General features: G+C 69.1%; 16 protein-coding genes and 1 pseudogene. 11 read left to right on the plus strand and 6 right to left on the minus strand.

Annotated features, from left to right (window positions below):
• The first annotated feature begins 41 nt into the window (after nucleotides 1-41).
• Nucleotides 42-809, plus strand: a complete 768-nt coding sequence (locus CWT12_RS08295; protein WP_237564102.1) for a GntR family transcriptional regulator — start codon at nucleotides 42-44, stop codon at nucleotides 807-809.
• Between the two features lie 84 nt (nucleotides 810-893).
• On the opposite strand, the gene CWT12_RS08300 is transcribed toward CWT12_RS08295, so the two are convergent.
• The 4 genes from CWT12_RS08300 to CWT12_RS08315 all read right to left on the minus strand — a co-directional run bounded on the left by CWT12_RS08300 (nucleotide 894) and on the right by CWT12_RS08315 (nucleotide 6,842).
• The gene (locus CWT12_RS08300; RefSeq protein WP_161924432.1) at nucleotides 894-2,921 is read right to left on the minus strand and encodes a glucose PTS transporter subunit IIA; all 2,028 of its coding nucleotides are present in this window, start codon (nucleotides 2,919-2,921) and stop codon (nucleotides 894-896) included.
• Between the two features lie 14 nt (nucleotides 2,922-2,935).
• On the minus strand, nucleotides 2,936-4,690 hold the full coding sequence (locus CWT12_RS08305; RefSeq protein WP_161924433.1) for an alpha,alpha-phosphotrehalase: 1,755 nt from the start codon (nucleotides 4,688-4,690) through the stop codon (nucleotides 2,936-2,938).
• A 392-nt stretch (nucleotides 4,691-5,082) separates the two neighbouring features.
• Nucleotides 5,083-5,685: a hypothetical protein gene (locus tag CWT12_RS08310; protein ID WP_161924434.1), complete on the minus strand. Its 603-nt coding sequence runs from the start codon at nucleotides 5,683-5,685 to the stop codon at nucleotides 5,083-5,085.
• Nucleotides 5,686-5,867: 182 nt separating this feature from the next.
• Nucleotides 5,868-6,842, minus strand: a complete 975-nt coding sequence (locus tag CWT12_RS08315) for a PfkB family carbohydrate kinase (RefSeq protein WP_161924435.1) — start codon at nucleotides 6,840-6,842, stop codon at nucleotides 5,868-5,870.
• A gap of 21 nt (nucleotides 6,843-6,863) precedes the next feature.
• On the opposite strand from CWT12_RS08315, the gene proC reads away from it, so the two are divergent.
• The 6 genes and pseudogenes from proC (at nucleotide 6,864) to CWT12_RS08345 (ending at nucleotide 14,166) form a co-directional block, all read left to right on the plus strand.
• A complete protein-coding gene (gene proC, locus CWT12_RS08320; protein WP_161924436.1) occupies nucleotides 6,864-7,697 on the plus strand; it encodes a pyrroline-5-carboxylate reductase in 834 nt (277 codons plus the stop codon).
• A gap of 324 nt (nucleotides 7,698-8,021) precedes the next feature.
• Nucleotides 8,022-8,629, plus strand: a pseudogene (locus CWT12_RS08325) (sugar transferase).
• Nucleotides 8,630-8,682: 53 nt separating this feature from the next.
• On the plus strand, nucleotides 8,683-9,291 hold the full coding sequence (locus CWT12_RS08330; RefSeq protein ID WP_161924437.1) for an ATP-grasp domain-containing protein: 609 nt from the start codon (nucleotides 8,683-8,685) through the stop codon (nucleotides 9,289-9,291).
• Nucleotides 9,213-11,195: an ATP-grasp domain-containing protein gene (locus CWT12_RS08335; RefSeq protein ID WP_161924438.1), complete on the plus strand. Its 1,983-nt coding sequence runs from the start codon at nucleotides 9,213-9,215 to the stop codon at nucleotides 11,193-11,195. The genes CWT12_RS08330 and CWT12_RS08335 overlap by 79 nt, the downstream gene beginning before the upstream one ends.
• The gene (locus tag CWT12_RS08340; protein ID WP_161924439.1) at nucleotides 11,192-12,487 is read left to right on the plus strand and encodes a glycosyltransferase; all 1,296 of its coding nucleotides are present in this window, start codon (nucleotides 11,192-11,194) and stop codon (nucleotides 12,485-12,487) included. The genes CWT12_RS08335 and CWT12_RS08340 overlap by 4 nt, the downstream gene beginning before the upstream one ends.
• Nucleotides 12,484-14,166: an O-antigen polysaccharide polymerase Wzy family protein gene (locus CWT12_RS08345; RefSeq protein ID WP_161924440.1), complete on the plus strand. Its 1,683-nt coding sequence runs from the start codon at nucleotides 12,484-12,486 to the stop codon at nucleotides 14,164-14,166. The genes CWT12_RS08340 and CWT12_RS08345 overlap by 4 nt, the downstream gene beginning before the upstream one ends.
• An 835-nt stretch (nucleotides 14,167-15,001) precedes the next feature.
• On the opposite strand, the gene CWT12_RS08350 is transcribed toward CWT12_RS08345, so the two are convergent.
• Complete coding sequence (locus tag CWT12_RS08350) at nucleotides 15,002-16,432, minus strand: lipopolysaccharide biosynthesis protein (protein ID WP_161924441.1); 1,431 nt, start codon at nucleotides 16,430-16,432, stop codon at nucleotides 15,002-15,004.
• A gap of 285 nt (nucleotides 16,433-16,717) precedes the next feature.
• Between CWT12_RS08350 and CWT12_RS08355 the strand changes: the two genes are divergently transcribed.
• From CWT12_RS08355 to CWT12_RS08365, 3 genes are read left to right on the plus strand one after another with little or no spacing between them, the layout of a single operon-like run.
• The gene (locus CWT12_RS08355) at nucleotides 16,718-18,583 is read left to right on the plus strand and encodes a polysaccharide biosynthesis protein (protein ID WP_161924442.1); all 1,866 of its coding nucleotides are present in this window, start codon (nucleotides 16,718-16,720) and stop codon (nucleotides 18,581-18,583) included.
• A complete protein-coding gene (locus tag CWT12_RS08360; protein WP_161924443.1) occupies nucleotides 18,580-19,794 on the plus strand; it encodes a DegT/DnrJ/EryC1/StrS family aminotransferase in 1,215 nt (404 codons plus the stop codon). The genes CWT12_RS08355 and CWT12_RS08360 overlap by 4 nt, the downstream gene beginning before the upstream one ends.
• 48 nt (nucleotides 19,795-19,842) lie before the next feature.
• Nucleotides 19,843-20,517, plus strand: coding sequence for a Wzz/FepE/Etk N-terminal domain-containing protein (locus CWT12_RS08365; RefSeq protein WP_161924444.1), 675 nt, complete (start codon nucleotides 19,843-19,845; stop codon nucleotides 20,515-20,517).
• Between the two features lie 23 nt (nucleotides 20,518-20,540).
• Here the strand turns inward: CWT12_RS08365 and CWT12_RS08370 are convergent, their stop codons facing one another.
• Entirely contained in the window at nucleotides 20,541-21,119 is a 579-nt protein-coding gene (locus tag CWT12_RS08370) for a hypothetical protein (protein ID WP_161924445.1), read from the minus strand.
• A gap of 347 nt (nucleotides 21,120-21,466) precedes the next feature.
• Here CWT12_RS08370 and valS point away from each other — a divergent pair, with 347 nt between their 5' ends.
• Entirely contained in the window at nucleotides 21,467-24,202 is a 2,736-nt protein-coding gene (gene valS, locus CWT12_RS08375) for a valine--tRNA ligase (protein ID WP_161924446.1), read from the plus strand.
• Nucleotides 24,203-24,419 lie beyond the last annotated feature (217 nt).

The raw sequence follows: 24,419 nt of genomic DNA on the forward strand, positions 1-24,419 counted from the left end.
GCCTCCCGGGCCATCCAGACCACGACCGAGGAGATCACACCGTGGCCGCCTCTCAGCCGCCTCGCCGACGCGAGTATGCGAACGTGCCGAAGTATCAGGAGATCTATGAGTTCCTGCGCGGCCGGATAGAGGACGGCAGCTTTCCCTTCCGTTCCTTCCTGCCCAGCGAGAATCAGTTGAGTGCAGACTTCGGCACCACCCGCCCCACGGTACGAAAGGCGATGCAGTATCTGGGCTCGCAGGGTTATGTTCAGCCCATTCACGGCAAGGGCATCCAGGTGATCTACCGGCCGCGCTCGGCCTCACTGTTCTTCCTGTCGGGCATTGAGTCCCTGGCCGAGGCCGGCCGCCGCATCGGCACGACTGTGCGCACCGTGTTGCTCTCCTCCACCGTCGAGACCGTCTCGGAGTCTGCCGCCGAGGCCTCGGGGCTGGTCGCGGGTGCGCAGGTGCTGTACCTGCGTCGGCTGCGCCTGCTGAACGACCGGCCCGCCATCATCGACCACAACCGCTTCCTGCGCTCGGTGGTGCCCGATATTCCCCGCGACGCCGCGGAGACATCCATCTATACCTACCTTGAGAACGAGCTGGGGGTGCATATCACCACCGCCTCGCGCATGGTCACTATTGAGGCTGCGGACGAGCTGGACCGTCGTCACCTGGACCTGGGCGGTCTGGACTGCGTGGGCGTCATGGAGTCCCTCGGCTTCGACGCCTCCGGGGCACCGTTCGAGTACACCCGCTCCCACCACGTGCCGGGGACTTTCGGCTTCGTCTCGGCCGCCCAGCGCCTGCCCTCCCAGCGGTGACAAGACTGAAGGACCGGCCCGGTCGGAGCAGGTGCTTGACTGCGCTCCGACCGGGCCGGTCCAGGAGATGCGTCTCCGGAGCCCTCAGCGGGCCACCGGTTCGCGGTTGCCCAGTCGTACCTTCTCCACCGTGCGCTCGGTCTCGAAGTCAGACTCCTTGAAACCGAAGAAGTAGGTGGCCAGGAAGGATACGGCCAGGGTCACGATCGAGGCGATCCAGAAGCCGGTGAAGGATCCGTCGAGGCCCTCTGGGTTGACGAAGGACGGGAAGCCGACGAAGGCGCCGGTGAAGCCCCACATGTTGACGTCGAACAGGCCAGTGAGCAGGCCGCCCACGGCGCCACCGATGGAGGCGGTGATGAACACGCGCCCGTACTTCAGGTTCAGGCCGTACATGGCGGGCTCGGTGACCCCGCACAGCGCTGAGATCGTGGCCGGGCCGGCCAGCTGCTTGATACGGGGGCTCTTGGCCTTGACCCACAGGGCGAGCGCGCCACCGCCCTGGGCGATCATCGAGGCGGAGACAATGGCGTTGAGCGGGGAGTACCCGGGGTCGGCGATCTGCTGGGAGATGATAGGGATGACCGCCCAGTGCAGTCCGAAGATGACCAGGCACTGGTAGAAGCCGCCGATGAGGAGGCCTGCCACCGGATACGAAAGGCCCAGTACCCAGCTGACGCCCTGGGCAATACCGCCGGAAATCGTCATGACGATCGGGCCGAATACCACCAGCACCAGGGTGGAGACAATGAAGATCTCCAGCAGCGGCGCGAAGATGGAGCGCACGACCGCCGGGATCCACTTCTTCAGCCACGGCTCGATCTTTGAGGCCAGCCAGGCGGCCACGATGATCGGGAAGATCGAGTACGCATAGGCGTTGCCCTCGGGCAGGGAGACGGGGATGCCGAAGAAGTCGGAGTTGAACACCGTCCGCCCGATGCGGGCGATTACGTGGTAGTCCTCGGCAGAGGAGTCGGCCATGGAGACCACGGACGGGAAGGTCAGCACACCACCAATGATGGCCACGATGATCGGGTCCGCACCGAGCCTGCGGGCGGAGGTGAAGCCGATGATGATCGGCAGGAAGAAGAACATCGACGAGGCCATGGCGTCAATGAAGGTGTACGTGGAGGTGCCGGTGTCAACCACGTTGAACTGGGTGAGCAGCGCCAGGATCCCCTTGAGAATGCCGGAGGCGGCCAGCACGCCGATCACGGGGATCATGGATCCCGTGATCACGCCGATCAGGGAGGAGAAGCCGTACTTGACCCAGCCGATGGGCGTGGTGGGCTTCGGGGCCGCCGGGGCCGCCTCCGCCTCGTCGGTGCCCTCGGCCAGGCGGGGGACCTGCTTGATGACGGCGTCGTACACGTCACCGACAGCGGCGCCGATGACCACCTGGTACTGGCCGCCCGCGCGGGCGACGTCGATCACGCCGTCGGCGCTGGTGACTGCGGCGTCATCAGCCAGGGACTCGTCCTTTAGGTAGAAGCGCACCCGGGTGATGCAGTGGATGACGGAGCGAATATTGTCGGCCCCGCCCACCCCGGCGATGATGTCGCGGGCAGTGGCATCAAAGCCGGTCAGGCCGTCGTCGGCCTTGGCTGCTCTGGGCGAGGCGGAGCCCGCCTCGGCACGCTTGAGCACGGCGGTGGCCACGCTCGCACCGGCCCGCGTCTGCCCCGCGGCGATACTGAGCCCGGCCAGGGCCTTGGCAGAATTGGTCACGGCAACGATCGTGGTGGTGTCCTTGCCGGCCGCGGTGATGGCCGCCAGGTCCATGGTGCCCAGGGCCTGACCGGAGCGGACTTCCTGGCCAACCACGGCGGTCAGGTGGAAGGGACGCCCCTCCAGCTCGACGGTATCCACTCCCAGGTGCAGGAGTACCTCCAGGCCGTCGGGGGTGGCGATGCCGACGGCATGTCCGGTCTCCGCCACCATGGTGATGGTTCCGGACGCCGGAGCGACCACATCACCGGAGGTCGGGGCCACGCCGAAGCCCTCCCCGAGGGCCCCAGAAGAGAAGACCGGATCGGGTACGTCGGTGAGGGCGATTACCTTGCCGGATACGGGCGCTACCAGCGCCGTACCCGAGGCTGATACTGAGGACATATGCACAGCTCCTCTCAGAGCCTGGTCGTAGTGCGGACGATGATGGCCAGTGCCTCGTACGGGAGCAGAGTCATGACGGGGCTCAGTGGCCGGGTGGGGTAGTTCCCGATGAGTACGTCTCCGGTGAGGAACTCATCGGGAATCTCGACCGTGGTCGGATGACCACGGAAGCTGGTGAGGACGAGCAGGCGGGTGGTGCCGGCGTCGTCATGGGCGGGATCCTCGGCAGCGGGGGAGGTAGCGGGCCCGGAGGCGGGGAGCTTGCGGATGTAGGCGAACACGTCGGGGCTCTCGAGCCCCCAGGGGGTGTAGTCGCCCTCTGCGATCACCGGCTCGGTCTTGCGCAGCTCCACCAGGCGGCGGTAGTAGGGCAGGATGCGCCCACCTGCCTCCTCGGCAGCGACGTTGACCGCAGCGGCGTTGGTTGGCTGCAGCCAGGGCGTGCCGGTGGTGAAGCCGGCACCCGCGCCGGCGTCCCACTGCATGGGGGTGCGGGCGTTGTCACGGGCCTTGGCGTGGACGATCGCGAAGGCGTCCGCCTCGCTGTGCCCGGCGGCCACCAGTTCGGCGTAGGCATTGCGGGCCTCGACGTCCACGTAGTCCTCGATGCGGGTGTAGTCGGGATCGGTCATGCCGATCTCCTCCCCCATGTAGATGTATGGGGTGCCGCGCAGCAGGTGGATGGCGGTGGCGAGCATGGTGGCGGACTCGTAGTGGTAATGCTCCGGGTCACCGAAGCGGTTGATGGCCCGGGGCTGGTCGTGGTTGTTCCAGAACAGGGCGTTCCAGCCGCCGCCCGCCTGGAGGCCGAGGGCCCAGTCGTTGAGGATGCGTTTGAGGGCGGGGATGTCCGGAGCTGCAAGGGTCCACTTCTGGCCATCGGCGTAGTCGACCTTGAGGTGGTGGAAGTTGAATACCATTGACAGCTCCCGGCGCGCCGGGTTGGTGTAGTCCACGCAGGCGGCGATGGAGGTGGAGGACATCTCCCCCACGGTCACGGAGTCCGGGTCCCGGCCGAAGCTGTCCCGGCTCAGCTCTTGCAGGTAGTCGTGCACCAGCGGACCGTCGGTGTAGACCAGGCGGTCATCGGTGCCGGCGGGGGCGTCCGCCAGGGGCTCGGTCTTGCCGATCAGGTTGATCACGTCGAACCGGAAGGCCCGCACGCCGTGGGCGCGCCAGAAGTTGATGACCTCCGCGGCCCGCGCGCGCACCTCGGGGTTGTGCCAGTCCAGGTCGGCCTGGCCGGGGTCGAACAGGTGCAGGTAGTACTCCCCGCCCAGCGGGCGGCCGGAGTCGTCCACGGGGCCGAAGGGCGCCCACGCGGGGCCGCCGAACTTGGAGACCCAGTTGGTGGGTAGGACCGGCTCTCCCGCAGGCCCCTCGCCGCGGGCGGGGCGGAGGTAGAAGTAGTCGCGGTAGCGCTGCTCGCCGGCCAGGGCCCGCTGAAACCACTCGTGCTCGGTGGACACGTGGTTGAGCACCATGTCCAGCATGGGGCTGATGCCGTGCTCGGCCAGGGCGGCGACGAGCTCGTCGAAGTCCTCCATCGTGCCCATGGCGGGGTCTACCGCGCAGTAGTCGGCCACGTCATAGCCGTTGTCCCGGCCCGGCGAGGGGTAGAAGGGGTTGAGCCAGACGTAGTCCACACCCAGGGAGGCGATGTAGGGGACCTTCTCGATGATGCCGCGCAGGTCGCCGACACCGTTGCCGGTAGTGTCCTTGAAGGACTTCGGATAGACCTGGTAGACGACGGCGTCGCGAAAGCTCATTTGGCGCTCCGAGGTGACTCACGCTGCCGCACCCGCGCGGCAACTTGTATACACAAGTAGACACTCTGAGTGCGGGTGTGGCAAGCCACCACACGCAGGTGTGACGCACACCGCCTTGCCGTCCATCCGTATCAATATGCGAGAGGCGCCGCCTCACCGTGAATGCGTCGCACCGTACCGCTGTCACGGAATGCACCACTTTTGCGGTTGCAACCGCTGCCCTGAGACATAGAACCGCGCAATCATGCGAATCTTGCGCAGACTCCAAGACCGTCGCGAGTGAAAGTGGTGCAATCCGTGCCACGGCCCGCTGGCAGCGCGACTCGCCAAGCCACAAACGGCGAAGAGCGAACCGGCAGAGAGCGGTCGAGCCGCGTCCACGTAGGCCTGAGTCAGGCCGAGGTGCCCTCCTGCAGCACGCCGGCGCTGCCGCCATCCTCGGAGGTGGTGCCATCGCCGCCGCTGCCGTCGCGGTCAGGAGTCGTCCGGCCGGCACCGCCGGAACCGCCTTCCGTCTGCCCTGAGTCGCCGTAGGGCGGCTGTCCCCCGTCCGGCATACCTCCGCCCCGGCCTGGCGCCTGCCCGCCCGGACCGCCCGACCCCGGCGCAAACTCACCCTGTTCAACGTCGGCCGGAGCAGTACCGGAAAGCAGCTCGTTGACGCCCCAGCCAGCACCGAAGGAGGCCGCCATGAGGGCGATCACAGCAGCTGCGGCGAGCCAGCCACGCCGGTACCAGGGGCGTCCCCGCCTATCCCCGGTGCCGGCGCCAGGCGTGGATACCGGCGAAGCGCCGGCCGGCACCGCAGCCTGAGGCTCGGGGTCATCCGCCGGCGGAGTGCTCTGGCCGCCGACCTCGGGCGATGCACAGCGGTCTGTCAGTCCGGCATCTGCACCCACCGGTGCCGAGGCGGCACCGGCGCGCGAGGCGCCGGGGGCGTCCTCGGCCGGAATTCGGGCAGTGACATCGAAGTCGTCGGGCCTCGGCTCGGTCATGTAAGCAGTCCTCTGCGCTCTCGTGTGCTCTCGGCATGTTGTCGCCTACCCCGTGGTGTCAGGGCGAGGCTGAAGCTACGGCCACCACCTGGAAGGCCCACGTGCCGGCACTGTGGCCGGGCTGTGTCTCACCGTTCAGGCGCGTGCGCCGGGTATCACCCGGCACCACCAGCCACCGAGCATCATGGGCCGGCGTGCGCGACGGCCCGGGCGGCCGTCCGGGCCGCCAGTTCCAGGGCCACCGCCGGCTCAAGTCCATCCGCGAGCGCGGCCATGACGGCGGCTGTGTGAGCGTCACCGGCGCCGTCTGTGTCCACCACCTGCACAGGCACGGCAGCGGCGTGCACGGGCGGACCGCCGTTGGCGGGCAGCCAGGTCGCACCTGCGGCTCCCCGCCGCAGCACCACGTCACAGCGGTGCTGGAGCGCCCACTCGGCCAGGGGACTGTCCGGCCCAGCCGCGCTCCCCTCCCGGTGCCACGAGTGGAGTTCGGCGTCCATCAGGGCCGCCGCCTCCCGGCCGTTGAGGGTCAGCAGGTCACAACGATCCCTCAGCGCCCGCCAGGCGGGCAGGCGCACCAGCTCGGCGCAGCGGGCGCCGGGATCTAGCACCAGGAGGGCATCGGAGCGCAGCCCTGATGCCCAGTCGGCCAGGTGCCCGCCGGCAGCCAGCAGCTGGAAGCCGGAGGCGTACACGACGGCACCCGCGGGTACGTCCAGGGTAGCCACACGCGTTCTCGACCAGTCGGTCTCGCACCCCGGAGCGGTCAGGAACGTACGCTCGCCGTCCGGGGTGATCAGGGTGAGGCAGGTGCCGTTGTCCCGCGCGTGGGCCGGGAGAACGCTGCGAAGCCCAAGGGCGGACAGCAGCTCCGCGACGCGGGCGGCCGCCGGCCCGGTACCGACGGTGAGCGCCGGGATCGGGGAGCGGCCCAGCCCCACCAGGTTGCGCAACACGTTCATGGCGGAGCCGCCCACGGTGGAGGCGACCGGCTGCATCCACATATGCCCGCCGCGCCGCGGTAGATCGGGAACGGCGCACACCTCCTCCGCCAGGGCGGCGCCGACCACGAACAGCGCCCGCCCCCGGGTAACGCCGTCTGCGGATGCAGCCGGACCGGACGAGTCCTTCGAGGGCGCAGACGAGGTGGTGGGCACGCCGCGAGACTACCCTGGGGCATGACGGTCTACGGCTTCATCGGTGCGGGCAACATGGCGGGCGCGATCGTGCGGGGAACCATCGCGGCGGGAACTCCCGCCACCGACCTGCTACTGACTAGCGCCCACGATTCCGCCGCCCACCTGGCCCAGGCCACCGGGGCGCGGCATGCGAAGGCGGCCGCAGACCTGGTGGCGGCCAGTGACGTGGTGGTGCTCGCCGTCAAACCACACATGGTGCCGGCCGTGCTCGCCCCCCTGTCCGATGCGCTGGCGCAGCACCGTCCCCTGGTGCTCTCGATCGCCGCGGGGCTCACCACCGAGCGCCTGGCGGAGATGCTGCCGCCGGGCGCCCGAGTGGTTCGGGCCATGCCGAATATGGCGGCCGCCGTACGCCAGTCCATGACGGCCCTGGCTGCGGGCGCCGCAGCCACCGACACTGACCTGGAGACGGCTCGCACCCTGCTGGCGAGTGTGGGCCGCACCCTGCTGCTGGCCGAGCGCGACTTCTCGGCATTCACCGCCCTGGCGGGCTCCTCCCCCGCCTTCGTGTTCCAGTTCATCGATGCCCTGGCGCGCGGCGGCGTGGCGGCTGGCCTGCCTAAGGCGCAGGCCGTGGAGATCGTCACGCAGGCGGTGCTGGGCTCGGCGCTGACCATACAGGCGGAGGCCGCGAAGACAGCACGTTCCGGCGGCGAGCGCGGCCGTAGCCCCGCGGACCTGATTGACGCCGTTTCCTCCCCCGGCGGGACGACGGTGGCCGGCCTGGTGGCGCTCGAACGGGCCGGATTCTCCGCCGCCGTGGTCGACGGCGTAGAGGCGACCATCGCCCGGGACCAGGCGCTGGGCGCTTAATCTCTCACAGATGCGCCGTGCGCGCACCCCACATAACGGCTAGGCTTGTCGCGTACCTGTTCCTGACCGTTACCTTCTGCTGCACCTGTTCCTGACCACCTAGCGCTCGGGATTCCTCCTGAGACGCCTCCTGACACCTGCCGCTCCTGACCAGTTTCCTGAGAACTACTTCCTGAGCAGCCTCCCGTGCGCCACGCCCGGTGAAGCCGCTGAAAGGGGAAAACCATGGCAAACCAGGCGACCCTGAACACCTGGAGTCATCCCAAGACCTTTTACGCCCGCCACGGCAAGCGCGCGCTCGACGTAACCGCGGCCCTGGCCGTCATGCCGCTCCTAGGGGTGCTGACGGTGGGCGTGGGCGCCGCCATCAAGCTCGACGACGGCGGCCCCGTCTTCTACCGGCAGGAGCGCTGGGGCGGCAGGGACGCCCATTCCGGATCTTCAAGTTCCGCTCCATGTCCGTAGGTGCCCCGGACATCCGCAATGCCGACTCCTCGTCCGTCGCCTCCCGCAACGACGCACGGGTCACCCGGGTCGGCCGCTTCCTGCGCAGCACCTCGATCGACGAGGTCCCCCAGTTCCTGAACGTCCTGAACGGCACCATGAGCCTGATCGGCCCGCGCCCCAACCTGGCCACCAAGCCCCTGGACCAAATGGGAGACGACGAGCGGCGGCGCCTGACGGTGCGCCCGGGCATCACCGGGTACAACCAGGCCTTCTACCGCAACTCCACGACTCTGCCCGAGCGCTACGCGGCCGACTGCTACTACGTGGATCACGTGTCCCTCGGCCTGGACGTGCGCATCGTGCTCAAGACCATTCAGACCGTGCTGACGGGTAAGTCGGTGTACTCAGACGCCAAGGGCGGCTCCGGGACCAGGCAAGCCGAGCAGCCCCAGCCCGAGCAGGCACCTGCTCCCGCCTCACGTTGAACCGCCCAGGTTCCCGTCCCCTATAACCAGCCACTGACAGGAGACTCCAGTCCATGCCCTCCCCTGAGCCCCTCTCCGCCCCCGCGCCGCAGGCAGACCCCGCCGGCACCACCAACTCCCGGGATGCCCGCCCACCGGTGCTGATTCTGGGCGGGTCCCCGCTCCAAGTACCCATGATCCGCAAAGCCCGCAGCCTGGGCATGCGCACGCTTGTCGTCGACGCCAACCCGAACGTTCCCGGCGCCGCCCTCGCCGACGAGTTCGCCGCCGTTTCCACCACCGACGTCGAGGGGCTGCTGGCCCTGACGCGTGAGCGTGAGCTGGCAGGCGTCACCTCCGTGGGCACGGACCGGCCGGTGCGGGCGATCGCCGCCGTCGCCCAGGCGCACGGACTGCCCGCGGTCTCACCGGAGACGGCCGCCGCCTGCACTGACAAGGCCCTCATGCTGCAGGCCATCGCGCGGGCCGGCGTGCCCCACCCGCGCTTCGCCCTGGCCACCAACCTCGATGAGCTGCGTGCAGCCGTGGCCCACGTGGGCCTGCCCTGCATCGTCAAGCCCTGGACTCCTCCGGCTCCCGCGGCGTGGTACAGGTCAATGACGAGGCCGATCTGCCCGGTGCGCTCGAGTACGCCCTGGCGCCCTCCAAGGAACCGGCCGTGATCGTCGAAGAACTGCTGGTGGGCCGGGAGATCAGCTGCGAGGTGCTGTGCGTGGACGGCGATTACCACGTGCTAGCCACCACGGACAAGGACACCACCGGCAGCCCGCACTTCATTGAGACTGGGCACACCCAGCCCGCGGACCTCGACGCCGATACCCTCGCCGCGGCGCACTCCCTGGTGGCCCAGTGCCTGGCCGCCGTGGACATGCACTTCGGACCCGCCCACGTGGAGATGATGCTGACCGATTCCGGGCCGGTGCTCATCGAGTTCGGCTCACGGATGGCCGGGGACTTCGTCTCCTCCCACCTGGTGCCCGGGTCCACTGGCATCGACTTCATTGGCCTGGTGCTGCGGCAGGCCTGCGGTGAGAGCATCGAGGTGCCGGCCAGTTCCGGACGCGCTGCCGCTATTCGCTTCCTGACCGCCCCCGAGGGCGTGCTGCGTGCCTTCTCCGGCATTGAAGCCGCGCGCACCGTGCCGGGGGTGGAAGCCGTCATTACCCTGGCCGAGCCAGGCGAGCAGATTACCCCGCTGCACTCGAGCACGGATCGCCTGGGCGTGGTCGTCGCCTCCGGCCCCGACCGCGCCACCGCCGTCGCCGCCTGTGAGCAGGCGCGCGACCTGATCCGTATCGAGGTCGATCCTGCGGCGCCGTCCGCCGTGTCCGCCGCGGCGCCGGAGGCGGGCCAGCTGCCGGCCCGCGGGCGGCGCGTACTGATCATCGGGGCCGGGCGCGGCCAGCTCGGGCTGATCCGTGCTGTTAAGCGCCTGGGCGCTACCGCCGTCGTCGCCAGCCTTACCGCCGGCCCGCCGCCCGGCCTGAAGGAGGCCGACGAGGCCATTGATGTGGACCTGCTGGACCCGGACGCGGTTGCCCGCGAGGCCCGCATGGCCGGCGTCGACGCCGTCGCCACCAGCTGCCTGGACACCGGCCTGGAGGCGCTGGGAGCGGTGGTGGACGAGCTGGGGCTGCGCGGGCTCAGCCGCGCGGCCGCCCGCCTGTGTATGGACAAGCTAGCCATGAAGCGCCGCCTGGCGGAGCAAGGCGTGCCCACCGCCCCCTTCAGGGAGGTATCAGCGCCGGAGGAGCTCGCCGCCGCGCTGGACGCCGTCGGGCTGCCCGCGATGGTCAAGGCCGCAGACCTGCAGGGCTCCGCCGGCGTATTCAAGGTCGGCTCCGCCGCCCAGGCACGCGCCGCCTTCGACCGTGCCCAGTCCCTCAGTCGGCACGGCACGGTGATCGTGGAACGCTTCCTGGACGGCCGCGAGTTCGGCGCACAGGCACTCGTCCACAATGGTGAGGTCCTGCATGTAACCGTTCACGGCGACGACCTGGCCGACGGCGGCCTGCCGATCCCCATCGGCCACCACGTGCCGCTCGACGACTCCGAGCTGGCCTCCCAGGCGCGCAGCGTCACCGCTGCGGCGATCAGCGCGCTCGAGCTGGAGGACTGCGCCGTCAACATTGACCTGATGGCCTGCGACTCCCAGGTCTACGTCATTGAGCTGACGGGTCGGGCGGGTGCCAACGGCCTGCCAGAGCTGATGAGCGCCGTGCACGGGCTGGACTACTACGAGCTGGTCGCCCGGGAGGCCCTGGACCTGGCCGTGCCGGAGGCCTGGGCCCGGCGCGAGCCCTGGCCCGGCGCCGCCCTGGCACTGATGCTCACCGATCCCGACGCCCACGGCACGGTCACTGCGGTGTCCGTCCCGGGAGACCTGCCCGACTGGGTCCAGGACCTATCCCTTTTCCGCGGCCCCGGTGACCACCTGAACGGCTTCACCTCCTCCAACGACTGCCTGGGCCAGGTGGTGGTGCGCGGCCAGGACCTGCCGCAGTGCCAGCAAAGGGCGGCCACCCTGGCCGCCCAGGTGTCCTTCAATCTGCAGGAGGCGCGATGAAGCGGCTAGTCATCCTCGCCAATGCCTTCCCCTTCGGGAACTGGGAGCCCTTCCTGACCACCGAGCTGGAGTACGTAACGGGTTTCGACCGCGTGGACATCATGTCCTTATCGGTACGCGCAGACCAGCGGGCCACGGTGCGGCCGCTGCCGGAGGGTATGCACGCGCACCCGATTCCCTTCCGCTCCCGCCTGTTCTACCTGCTGGGCTCCCTGCGGGTACTGGGCGATGCCAACCTGTACCGGGAGCTGGCTGACCTGGCCCGCCGACGGCGGCTGGCGCCCGCCCAGGTGGTGACCCTGTTCATATTCCTGAGCCGGGCCCGCCACGAGGCCGGCCAGATCGACCGGATCCTGGATTCGGTGGGTGCGGCTGCGGACGATGAGGTGGTCTTCTACTCCTACCGCTTCGCCTACCAGCCCTATATGGCTGCCAGGCTGCGCCGTCGCTTCCGCCGCTCCGTCTCCGTGGCTCGCGCTCACCGTGCCGACCTGTACGAGGAGCACTCCCCGCGCGGCTACCTGCCCCTGCGCGAGCAGACCGTGGCAGGCCTGGACCGTATCTACCTGGTTGCCGATCACGGTCTGCGCTACCTTCTGGGACGGCACCCCCAGGCAGCGGGCAAGGCGGTTGTCTCCCGCCTGGGAACCACTGATCACGGGGTCCCCGCTGCCGTGCCGAGGCGCGCGGACGGGCTGCGGATCGTCTCCTGCTCCACGATCGTGCCCGTCAAGCGTCTCGACCTGCTCGTCGACGCGCTGGCGGGCAGCTCCCGGCCGATCCAATGGGATCACTTCGGCGAGGGTGAGCTCCGTGAGCAGATCGAGGCGCGTGCCGCCCAGAAACTGGGTGACAATGTGACGCTCACGTGGCGGGGCTTTGTGCGCAACGCCGACCTGGTCGAGGAATACGTGCGCGCCCCGCGCCACCTGCTCGTCAATGTCTCCGCCTCCGAGGGCGTGCCCGTGTCCATCATGGAGGCGCTGTCCGCGGGTATACCGGTGGTCGCCACCGACGTAGGCGGCACCGGCGAGTTGGTACGCACCGGGGTCAACGGCATCCTGCTGCCCGCAGATCCGACGCCGGAGCAGGTGCGCAGCGCCGTTGAGGAGATCGCGGGCCTGGACGAGGACGCCTACGCCGAGCTGCGCACCGGCGCCCGGCGGACCTGGGAGGAACGCTGCGACGCGGGCACCCTGTACACCGCTTTCGCGAACGAGCTGGCGGGCCTGCTCGGAGCCGCGCCTGCCGGCCCCGTGAAACCGCGCGGCCTCGGCCAGGGGCGGGCATGAGCACGCAGATGAGGGCGGCGAACGGTGCCGTGGCGGCTGCGGACGCAGCGGCCGGTGGCGGCAGTATGCCCGCCGGCACCGCAGGCGGGGGACGACGGCGGTCTAGGCGCCGCGCCGTCCCTGCCCGGCGGCGGCCCGGGATCGTGGTGGTCGGGGCGCTCAGCAACCTGGTGGTAGTGGCCCTGGCGCTGTCGACGCAGGCCTCCGTGGCCTGGACGCTGATCCTGCTGCTGTGGCTGAATGCGTTCCTGTTCGCCGCCGCCAGGATGGCCAGTCGCACCATCTTGGCGGCCTTCCTGGTCTCCTTCTTCCTGCTGCTGCTGGGACGCGAGATCACGATCGACTTCTTCCGGTATGAGACCACCCAGGCGCCGCCGGGGCAGACCGAGCACCTGCAACTGTGCCTGGCACTGAGCCTGCTGGGCATCATGCTGGGTGCAACGGCCACGGAGGCATGGCGCGGGCGCGCACGGCACCTGTTCCGCAGTGACGAGTCTGCACCCGGCCCCGATGAGCCCACAGATTCCGTTGGCGGCCGCGCAGGCGCGGCCCTGGACGCCCGCGGAGCCACGGTGCTGGCTGACCCGTCGATTGTGCGTTTCCTGTTCTGGGCCACGCTCGTGCTGTCGCTGATCTCAGTGGGGCTGCGGGCCCGCTACGTGCTGGCCAACGGCTACCTGTCCTACTACACCGAGTTCTCCGATCTGGAGGACGCCTCCGGATCCATGTATGGACTGCGCCGCATTGAGGTGATGCTGCCCCTGATGCTGGCGATTCACCTGGGGGTGTTCCCGCCGCGACGCGAAGTGACGGCTGCAGTTACCGGCTGGGCGGCTTACCTGTTCCTCAGTCTGCTGACCGGCCAGCGCGGCACATTTGTCGGCGGCCTGGTTATCATCCTCGCCTACTGGATAGTGCGCGCCCGCCAAGATTCGTCGGGCACCTGGCGTGTAGGCGCGATCGGCCGGATCGCCGGAGCCGTCGCGGTGCCGCTGGTCGCAGTCGTGCTGACCGCCGTGGAGTCGGCGCGGGGTGTGGGCGCGGTCGCCTCTGACACCGCGGGCCGCAACCCGGTTCTGCAGCTCTTGTACGGCCAGGGGGTGAGCTCTACGGTGGTGCGCAACGCGTACACCTACGCGGATTTCATTCCCAGGGACTGGTACACGGGAGAATTCCTGCACTCCGGGCTGCCCGCCCGGCTGCTGGGGTACCAGGTCTACCACGGCAACACCGTGGAGCACGCCCTGAACGGCGGGTCCTTCACTCATGCCTTCGCCTACACGCTGCTGGGACCGCAGTACCTGACCGGCCGGGGCACCGGCAGCTCTTTCATCGCCGAGCTGTTCTACGACTACGGCTACGCGGGCGTGCTGCTGGGCGGCGCCGTGTACGGAGCGGTATGTATCTGGGCGTGCAACCTGATCAAGGGACAGCCGCTGCGTAACGGATTGAAGCTCATGATCGTGCCGACCCTGTTGTGGGCACCCCGGGGCAGCGCGACCGGATTCCTGGCCAGCTGGCTAACGCCCAGCGTAGTGGTGGCGCTTGGAGCGGTGACGACGTTGTCCCTGGCCGCCGCACTCCTACGCGAGACCGAGTTAGCGGCCCGCCGGGGCCGGCAGGGGCCGACTGCGGTCGGCGAGCCTTCTTCCCTGCGAGCGGCACCAAGCGGCAGGTAGGCGCATCCCGGGGTGCACCGCGACCCGCGCCAGGCACCGCCGCCTCCACTCCCGCAAATCCGGAAGGGCCCATTTTCACCATAACAATAGGCTTGCCCCCTGTGCGGCAAGGAACGTCCTCATCCTCATCGGCCCCAGAACGCCCTCCGGCACGGCGAAGACGACCCCATCAGCCCGAGAACGACCTCATCAGCCCCAAAACGACCTCCTGCGCCCGGCCGAGTACGACCTCACCAACCCGAGAACGTCCCCCACGCGGCGAATACGACCTCGCCAGCCCCAAGACGACCTCCGCGCGGCGAAAACGTCCTCGTGGGCCCGAAACCCTCCACGATGTGGAGGGTGTGGGGCGAATGAGGTCGTATTCGGCCAGCGCGGGTTAGTCGAGTACGACCTCGCACGCCCGAAAACGTCCTCATCAGCCCCAAAACGACCCCCTGCGCCCGGCCGAGTACGACCTCACCAACCCGAGAACGTCCCCCACGCGGCGAATACGACCTCGCCAGCCCCAAGACGACCTCCGCGCGGCGAAAACGTCCTCGTGGGCCCGAAACCCTCCACGATGTGGAGGGTGTGGGGCGAATGAGGTCGTATTCGGCCAGCGCGGGTTAGTCGAGTACGACCTCGCACGCCCGAAAACGACCTCATCCGCCCCAAAACGACCCCCGAGCACGATCGCCACAACCCAAAACCTTAAGACCCGCCAACGCGCAGGCACCCCCGCAACGATCAACGTACCGACGTCCCAGAAGAACCCACGAGCCCCAACCGCCCCGCAAACCACAGGACTCAACAACCCCGGAAGCAGGAAGAAACACAGTCCCGGCAGTACTCGCTAACCAGCGACGTGCCTACCGCGACGCCGCGAACCCGAACCCGGCAGAGCATCGCGGTGCACGTATCCATACAGCCCCAGGGTGGCGTATACCGCCAGCAGCCCCACAGGCGTACCGCCAGTAGCCACCACCGCCAGGAATACCGCGCACACCAGCAGCTCGGTAAGGGTGTCGGCGAGGATTGGCACCCGGATCAGGCGGTTGATCAGCACCTCCGAGGCGATCGAGCGGACCGCCGATACCACAGCGATCAAGAACACGGCAGCCGTGACTGAGCCCCACAGGTAGACCGTCCACCACGTGCCGATCACGGCCAGGCCCAGGCAAACGACGTTGATCAGCGCCATCAGCCGCTCCCGGCGCATGACCTTGAGGAACACCACCGACAGTCCCCGGCTCTTGGTCTCGTACACGCTCAGCGGGAACAGCAGCGCCAGGAAGAAAATCGCCTGCGAATAGTTGGGCAGCCATTGGCGCAGCACCCAGGCCAGCGGGAAGTACAGGCCGAGCATGAGCACCAGCGGCGTGACGAACCGCGAGCGCAGAGCCGCATAAGCACCCGCGTAGTGGGTGCGGTCAAGGTTGCTCAGTTGCGGGTACACGGAGATGGAGACCGAGTTGACCAGCACCATGAACATGGTGGTGAACTGGAAGGCCAGGGACACCTGCGCGAACATCTCGATGCCCCAGTGGTCCTCCACCGCCCAGCGCACCACGAAGGTGATCAGCGCCGCCGCCAGGTTGGACACCAGCACGAACATGCCTGCCCCGCAGTCCGCCAGGAACTCCCGCGTGGCCTGCCAGCTCAGGTCGGGCCGCGTCAGGAACACCCCGCGTGCGATCAGCACCGCGATCACCAGTCCCATGGCCTTACCCAGTGCGTCGAAGACGATGAACACGATCACCTCGCGCACACCTACCAGCAGCGCACCGCCGACGCCGATGAAAGTCACCAGCCGCTCCACTACCGTCCCGAGTGCGAATGCGCGCGCCCTGCCGGCGATCTGCAAGATCACGGTCACCAGAGTGCGCGGCACGTAGAACAGGGCGCCCAGACCGGCCAGCAACAGGATCACGGCCCGCTGCTGCTCCGGAGCGGAGGCCCACACCCAAGCCGCCAGGCCGATGCAGGCCGCCAGGTCCATCAGGAAGAGCCTGATCAGGCCCGCAGACAGGCGCGGGCCGGGCATGTCCGCCCACCGCCTGCCGCCGAGCCGCAGGTAGACGCCGTCGGTGTAGCCGAAGGTCACGTAGCCGAAGTACATGACATACAGCTGGTAGAGCTGCCACAGCCCATAATCGGCCACGGAGATGATGCGCGGCAGCACCAGCGTCAGCAGTGCCGCGGAGAGCATGTACAGGACGTTTCCGACCAGCACCCAGGGCAGGCCCCGGGTCAGGTTACGTCCGGCCGGAGAGGCGGTAGACACAGAGATTCTCCTCACGTGTTATCGCTGCAGGGCGCAGACGGGTTCAGGGCGCCAGTCTGCGATGACCTGGCTCCATGCTGACCTGTGCGAGCCGTGTCCGTCAAACGATTGGCGTTTGACCCCCGCCGCTTTTACGTCTTAAATGTTATCGGCCCTCGTTCCGCTTCCCTGACGTCGACGCTGTGCCGGAATCGCCTTAGCTCCGCGGGTTCGACGTTGCCGCAGTCGCGAGGGTGCCGCCCTGAGCCCTGGGTCGGTCTCCAGCCGAGAGGTACGTGACCATTCATGCGACCGAACACACCATCCTCTGAACGCCAACCCCTGTTCCTACCCATCATCGACACGCTTTTCTGGCTGCTCGCCGCGTTCGTGGCCTTCCGGCTGCACGGTGATGCCCTTGCCTCAACCGCCGCGCTAAGCCTGCTGGCCCTCGCCGCGCTCGCCGGTGCGGTCAGCCTGTGCCTGGGCTACCTGTGGTTGCTTACGTATCGACGCCGTTACCCTGCCGGCTCCTTCGAAGAGGCCACTGCCGTAGCAACACAGTTTGGTGTATCCGCCCTGGTCATGCTGGTGGTGGCCGCCTGCTGGGCCGCAGCCACCGCCACTCCCCTGCGCACGCTCACGCTGGCCGCGACCTTCGCCCTGGCGCTGCTGGCGGCTCTCACGGTGCGCTTCGCCATGCGGCTGATGACGACGTACCAGGCTTCCCAGTACTACCAGCGCGTCGCCCGCGACCAGGCCCCGATCATCGTCGTCGGCGCGGGCCGAGTCGGTGAGCAGATCATCCACCTGACCAAGTTCGACGCCGCCTCCCCCTTCACCCCCGTGGGCCTGGTCGACGACGATCCCACCAAGCGCAACCTGCGGATCCTGGGCGTCCCGGTGCGCGGAACCGTTGACGACCTCATCAGCGTCTGCGCGGAGCTGTCAGCCGCGACCGTGGTGATCGCTGTGGCGGACTTCCCCGCCGACCGGCTCAAGCAGGTAACCACGAGCTGTGCTGAGCACGGCATCCGCGTGATGACGATCGTGCCAGTGCGCCAGCTGACCAACCGCACCCTGCAGATCTCTGACATCCGGGAGATCGACCTGGCCGAGGTACTCGGCCGCCGTGAGATCCACACCGATGTCTCCCAGATCGCCGGCTACCTCTCCGGTCGCACCGTGCTGGTTACCGGTGCCGGCGGCTCCATCGGTTCCGAGATCGCCCGGCAGATTCACCGCTTCGGCCCCAAGGAGCTGCTGCTGCTGGACCGGGACGAGTCGGCGCTGCACGCGGTGCAGCTGGATATCTACGGCAAGGGCCTGCTCGACACCCGTGACATGGTCCTGTGCGATATCCGCGACCGGGACGCGCTCGAGGCGGTCTTCGCCGAGCACCGCCCGCAGGTCGTCTTCCACGCCGCGGCCCTCAAGCACCTGCCGATGCTGGAGATGTACCCGGAGGAGGGCTGGAAGACCAACGTGCTGGGATCGCGCAACGTCATCGAGCTGTCCCTGAAGTATGACGTGCAGACGCTGGTCAACATCTCCACCGACAAGGCGGCCGACCCCACTTCGGTGCTGGGCCGCACCAAGCTCCTCGCCGAGCGCATGACCACGGCTACCGCGCTGGAGTGCGGCAGGCGCTTCGTGTCGGTGCGCTTCGGCAACGTGCTCGGGTCGCGCGGCTCAATGCTGTGGACCTTTAAGCGCCAGATCGAGGAGGGCGGTCCGATCACCGTCACCCACCCGGATGTGGAGCGGTTCTTCATGACGATCCCGGAGGCCTGCCAGCTGGTGCTGCAGGCGGGATCATTCGGGCGCCCCGGCGACACGATGGTGCTGGACATGGGTGAGCCGGTCAAGATCGTCGACGTCGCCCAGCGGCTGATCGCCCAGTCCGGTAAGGATGTCCAGATCGAGTTCACCGGGCTCCGCCCGGGCGAGAAGCTCTCCGAGGACCTGGTTGCCCACTCCGAGCACGGCGAGCGCCCCTTCCACCCGCTCGTCAGCCATGTGCGTGTGCAGCAGGAGGCGACGCAGGCGGTAGAGGAGATGCACGCCTGGGCGGTGGGAGAGGACCCACTGGATGAAGCGCCACAGGCGGCATCCCATGGCTCTGCCGCGGTCGGCCTGCGCGTCCCCGACTCCGCGGAGGCTCTGCGATGATTCCCTTCTCCCCGCCCACGCTGACTGAAGATGACATCAACGCCGTGGTTGAGGTGCTGCGCTCGGGCTGGATCACCTCCGGGCCCGTGGGCCGCCGCTTCGAGGAGCGGCTGGCCCAGGTCAGCGGCACCGACGGCGCGGTGGCGCTGAGCTCCGCCACCGCCGCACTGGAGCTGGCGCTGCGCGCGGCGGGCGCCGGCCCGGGCGATGAGGTGGTCGTCCCCGCCTACACCTACACGGCGTCCGCATCCGTGATCGCTCACGTAGGCGCGCAGATCGTCATGGTCGACTCCGAGCCCGGCTCACCGTTCCCCAGCGTGGAGCGCATCGCCGCTGCGGTTACGCCACGCACCCGGGCCGTGATCACGGTCGACCTGGCTGGAATCCCCTTCGACTCCCGCCCGCTGGCCGCGCTGCTGGCCGGCAGGGGGCGCATCGACACCGGGCTGGGTGCCGCCCTGGGGCGCCCGGTGATCATCTCCGACTCGGCGCACTCACTGGGCGCCAGCCTGGACTCCCTTCCCGTCGGCTCTCTGGCGGACCTGACCGCGTTCTCCTTCCACGCGGTCAAGAACCTCACGACGGCGGAGGGCGGAGCACTTACCTGGCGCCGTGACCTGCCCACTGACCAGGAGGCGCTCGAGCGCTGGGTGCGCACCTACTCGCTGCACGGCCAGACGAAGGATGCCCTGGCCAAGTCGCGGGGCGCCTCCTGGGAGTACGACGTGATCGCCCCCGCCTACAAGTGCAATCTCCCGGACACGCTGGCGGCGCTAGGGCTGTCCCAGCTGGACCGCTACGCCCACAGCCTGGAGCGCCGGCGTGAGCTGCTCGCGCTCTACGCCGAGGGGCTGGCGGGCACCGGTGTGACACTGCTGGACCACGCCGGGGACGGTGCGGTCTCCAGCGCCCACCTGGCAATCGCCACGCTGCCGGTGGCCGGGGTGGAACAACGCAACCGGGTCATCTCGGACCTGTACGAGGCGGGCGTATCCGCCAACGTCCACTACAAGCCGTTGCCGCTGCTGACGGCCTACCGCGACCTGGGCTTCGACGTGGCGGACTTCCCCAACGCCTTCGCCTTCTACTCCACGGAGCTGACGCTGCCTCTGCACCTGGCGCTCAGCGACGCGGATGCGGCGCAGGTGTGCGCGGCCCTCGCCTCCGCGCTGCAGTCCCCTGCTGCGCGCAACTCGGTCTCGGCCGCCTGAGGCCCCACCGCAGCTGAACCATCGACCATCGCAAAGGATCTGAAAGCAATGCAGGAACTGCTGACCCTCGTGCGCCGAGGCCTGGCCTGGATTATCGCCCTGGCGGTGGTCGGCGGGGTTGCGGGGGGCGTGCTGGCGGCCACCACCGACCCCACCTACACCGCCACTTCGATGGCCTACGTGCAGGTGCAGGTAGACCCCGAGGAGGGCATGAGTGGCTACTCCTACGCCGCCACCGTCGCCGACTCCGCCACCGATGGCTTCCTGCCGGTAATCACCTCACCTGCCGTGGCCCAGGAGGTTATTGAGGAGCTCGGGCTGACCCAGACGCCGACCGAGGTGGCCGCCTGGATCTCGGCGACGCGGGTCACCCAGTCCCCGGCCATCGAGATCCAGGTGTCCGCGCCCTCCTCGGAGGTTGCTATCGCCGTGGCCGATGCCGTCGTCGCGCACGCCTCCAGCGACCTGGGAGCGCTGGAGGGTGACAACTACCCGGTGAGCCTGGCCCTGCTCAGCCCGGCCCAGGACGGGGCGGTGACGCAGGCCCCCTCAACCTTCCGCTATGCGGCTGCGGGGGCTGTTGTGGGTGCGGTCATCGGCATCATCGTGGCCTTCATGCTCGCCACCGCTCGTCCCGCACAGTCCCGGGCAGCCCAGCCAGCCGCTCACGGCGGCCGCGCGGTCCCCCCGGCTCCCGCACCTGGTCCCGACGACGTCCGGTAGCGCCCCGGATCCGCCGCCGGGCCTCAGTGTGCAGCCGCGAGGGCCTGGTCGCCGCCCGCGCCGTCATCCACCGGGTCCGCGGCGCGCTCGGCCAGGGCCAGCCACGCTGCCGCCAGGAGCGCCCCGTCGGAGCCGCTCAGCTCCACTACGTCCAGCCGCGCGTGAGCCAGTTCCTCCGCATCCAGGGTGGCTCGGCTGGGCGCGCCGCCGTGCGGTGTACTGTCCGCGCCGAAAGTGCACAGGATGACGTGGGGTCCGGCGCTGGCAGCGGCGCGGAGCTGCGCTGTCAGCGCCTGCGGGGAGCGCACGCCGTCGTCTACAACCAGCACGGTGTCCGCCCACGGCTGCTGCGCGTGTCGGCCAGCGGCCGGTGTGGCCGATGCCGTCGCTGCGAGAGGGCTGCCGGAGGACCTGCCGTGGGGGCCGTCATGGCCGCCCGCCGTCATCCGCACCCGCGGGTCCACGCCCAGGCGCCTGAGGATCGCGACCGCGTCCATCACGGTACCGCGGACCCGCTCGGAGGCCAGCTCGCCGCCGTGCCATAACACGTTGAAGGTGTCCCCAGTCGCTGCTCCTGCGCCCGGCATATGGCGGCTACTCATTTTCTTCCCAATACCCATCCGGCTAGTGCTGTGGCGTCTTCCGCTGGATCGGCGGTTGCCTGCGCGATCCGGTGGATCATGCTGCCATCGGACGTCAGCGCGAATCGGTGCGGGAAGTTTCTGTCGCCGTGCTGACGTGGTGTTGAGTCCCGCTCGCAACGTCCTTGCAGCGTCACTGTGTCGCCGGTTGCCCACCTCACACGCGCACGGGCGGTGCTGGCAGGAGCAGGCCCGACCGGCCGTGACAGAATCGGTTCCATGTCTGAGTCCGCCGCCCAGTCCGCTGCGCCCACACCCTCCGTCCCGCCCCGGGCCGCTTCCTGCCCTCCGAGCTCCACTCCCCCGACGTGCCCGAGAGGGTCAGCACCGACGGCCTGGAGGAATCCTGGAAGGAGCGCTGGGAGCGAGACGACGTCTATGCCTTCGACCGTAGCGCGCAGCGTCACGAGGTCTTCTCCATCGACACCCCTCCGCCGACCGTCTCCGGCTCCCTGCACGTGGGGCACGTGTTCTCCTACACCCACACTGACACCCTCGCCCGCTTCCAGCGCATGCGCGGCAAGGCTGTCTTCTACCCCATGGGCTGGGACGACAACGGCCTGCCCACCGAGCGGCGCGTGCAGAACTACTTCGGGGTGCGCTGCGACCCCTCGCTTCCCTACGACCCGGACTTCACTCCCCCGCACGCCGGCGGGGAGGGAAAGTCGATCAAGGCCCGCGACCAGGTGCCGATCTCGCGGCGCAACTTCGTGGAGCTGTGCGAGCGCCTGACCGCCCTGGACGAGGCACAGTTCGAGGCCCTGTGGCGTCACCTGGGGCTGAGCGTGGACTGGAAGCAGAACTACCAGACCATCGGCACGCGCGCCCGCAAGGTCGCCCAGACCGCGTTCCTGCGCAACCTGGCGCGCGGCGAGGCCTACCAGGCGCAGGCGCCGGGACTGTGGGACGTCACCTTCGGCACAGCAGTCGCCCAGGCGGAGATCGAGTCGCGCGAGTACCCGGGCTTCTACCACCGCCTGGCCTTCCACGTCGTTGACCCCGAGGCTGCGGCCACTGCTGCCGCGGCGGGCGCCCCCATCGAGACCGGCCCGGGCGGCACCGCCGACGTGTGCATCGAGACCACGCGCCCGGAGCTGCTGGCCGCCTGCGTGGCGCTGGTGGCCCACCCCGACGACGAGCGCTACCAGCCCCTGTTCGGCACCACCGTGGCCTCCCCCGTGTTCGGGGTCGAGGTTCCCGTGCTGCCGCACCCCGAGGCGGAGATGGACAAGGGCGCCGGCATTGCCATGTGCTGCACCTTCGGTGACACCACCGACATTGACTGGTGGCGCGACCTGAACCTTCCGCTGCGGGCCATCCTGCGCAAGGACGGGCGCATCGAGACTGAGACGCCGGCCTGGATCACCACCGACGCCGGCCGCAAGGCGTATGCGGACATGGCGGGTAAGACCACCTACTCGGCCCGCCAGGTGATGGTGGAGGCCCTGGCCGCCTCCGGCGAGATGCGCGGGGAGCCCACCAAGACGGTGCGGCAGACCAACTTCTTCGAGAAGGGCGACAAGCCGCTGGAGATCGTCACCTCCCGCCAGTGGTACATCCGCAACGGCGGCAAGGCCTGGACCAACCCCGCCTCCGGGAAGGACCTGTCGGACGAGCTGCTTGAGCGCGGCAAGGAGCTGAACTTCTACCCCGACTTCATGCGGGTGCGCTACGAGAACTGGGTGGGGGGCCTCAACAACGACTGGCTGATCTCCCGCCAGCGCTTCTTCGGCGTGCCCTTCCCGCTGTGGTACCGGGTGGGCGAGGACGGCGAGGTGGACTACGACGCCGTCATCACCCCTGACGAGTCCGCCCTGCCGGTGGACCCCTCCAGTGACGTGCCCGTCGGCTACACCGAGGACCAGCGCGGCAAGCCCGGCGGCTTCGTCGGTGAGCTGGACATCATGGACACCTGGGCCACCTCCTCCCTGTCCCCGCAGCTGGCCTCCGGCTGGCTCACCGACGAGGACCTGTTCGGCCGCGTCTACCCCATGGACCTGCGCCCCCAGGGCCAGGACATCATCCGCACCTGGCTGTTCACCTCGGTGGTGCGCGCCAACCTGGAGTTCGGCGCCCTGCCGTGGGCTAACGCGGGACTGTCCGGCTGGATCCTGGACTCCGACCACAAGAAGATGTCCAAGTCGAAGGGCAACGTGGTCACCCCCATGGGCCTGCTGGAGAAGTACGGCTCGGACGCCGTGCGCTACTGGGCAGCCTCTGCCCGGCTGGGCCTGGATGCCGCCTTCGAGGAGACGCAGATCAAGATCGGGCGCCGCCTGGCCATCAAGCTGCTTAACGCCTCCAAGTTCGCCCTGTCCATGGGCATTCCCTGGGATGCAGACGCTGCCACCAGGGCGGCTGCCCCCGCCCCGAGCCTGGACGCGGCCGAGGTGACCGAGCCCATCGACCGGGCGCTGCTGGCGGCGCTGGCGGATGTGGTGGACGCGGCCACCACTGCCTTCGAGGGCTTCGAGCACTCCCGGGCCCTGGAGGCCACCGAGTCGCTGTTCTGGACCTTCTGCGACGACTACATCGAGCTGGTCAAGGACCGCGCCAACGACTTAGGCGGCTCCCACGACCCGGCCGCGGTGCGCAGTGCCCGCACCACTTTGGCCATTGCTGTGGACACCTTCGTGCGCCTGTTCGCGCCCTTCCTGCCCTTCGCCGCCGAGGAGGTGTGGAGCTGGTACCGCACCGGCTCCGTGCACCGGGCTGCCTGGCCCGAGGCCGCGCCGCTGCGCGAGGCTGCCGGTGGAGCCGACGCCGATCTCGTCGCTCGCGCCGGGGCCGCCCTCGCGGCTCTGCGCAAGGTGAAGTCGGAGGCCAAGACCAGCCAGAAGACGCCGATCCTGGCGGTGACGCTGGCGGCTACGGAGCAGGCCGCATCAGCCATCGAGCTGGTGCGTGCCGACCTGCTGGAGGCCGCCAAGGTCACCGGGGAGATGACGCTCAACGCCGCTGCACCGGAGGCGAGCACGCCAGAGGTGCGGGTGAGCGCCGTCGAGCTGGGAGAGCCGCCGGCCAAGCCGGCCAAGCGCCGCTGAGGGGTGCTCAGGGTTTCGCCCGGCGGCTGGGCCCGCTCCGCCGCCGGGCAGACCGCACGGGACCGTATGCGGTAGGGCGCATGCCCGTGCTCGGTCCGCCACTAAACCGTCTCTGACCTGCGGCTACGGTAACCGCCCGGCGGTAGGTGGAAGAGGTAGGGTAAGGCTGGCATCACCACGGCGGGGCGTACGCGCCTGCGCCAGTGCCGACCAAAAG

Origin of the sequence: Actinomyces sp. 432 (genome assembly GCF_009930875.1) — a bacterium.
Lineage (GTDB): Bacteria > Actinomycetota > Actinomycetes > Actinomycetales > Actinomycetaceae > Actinomyces.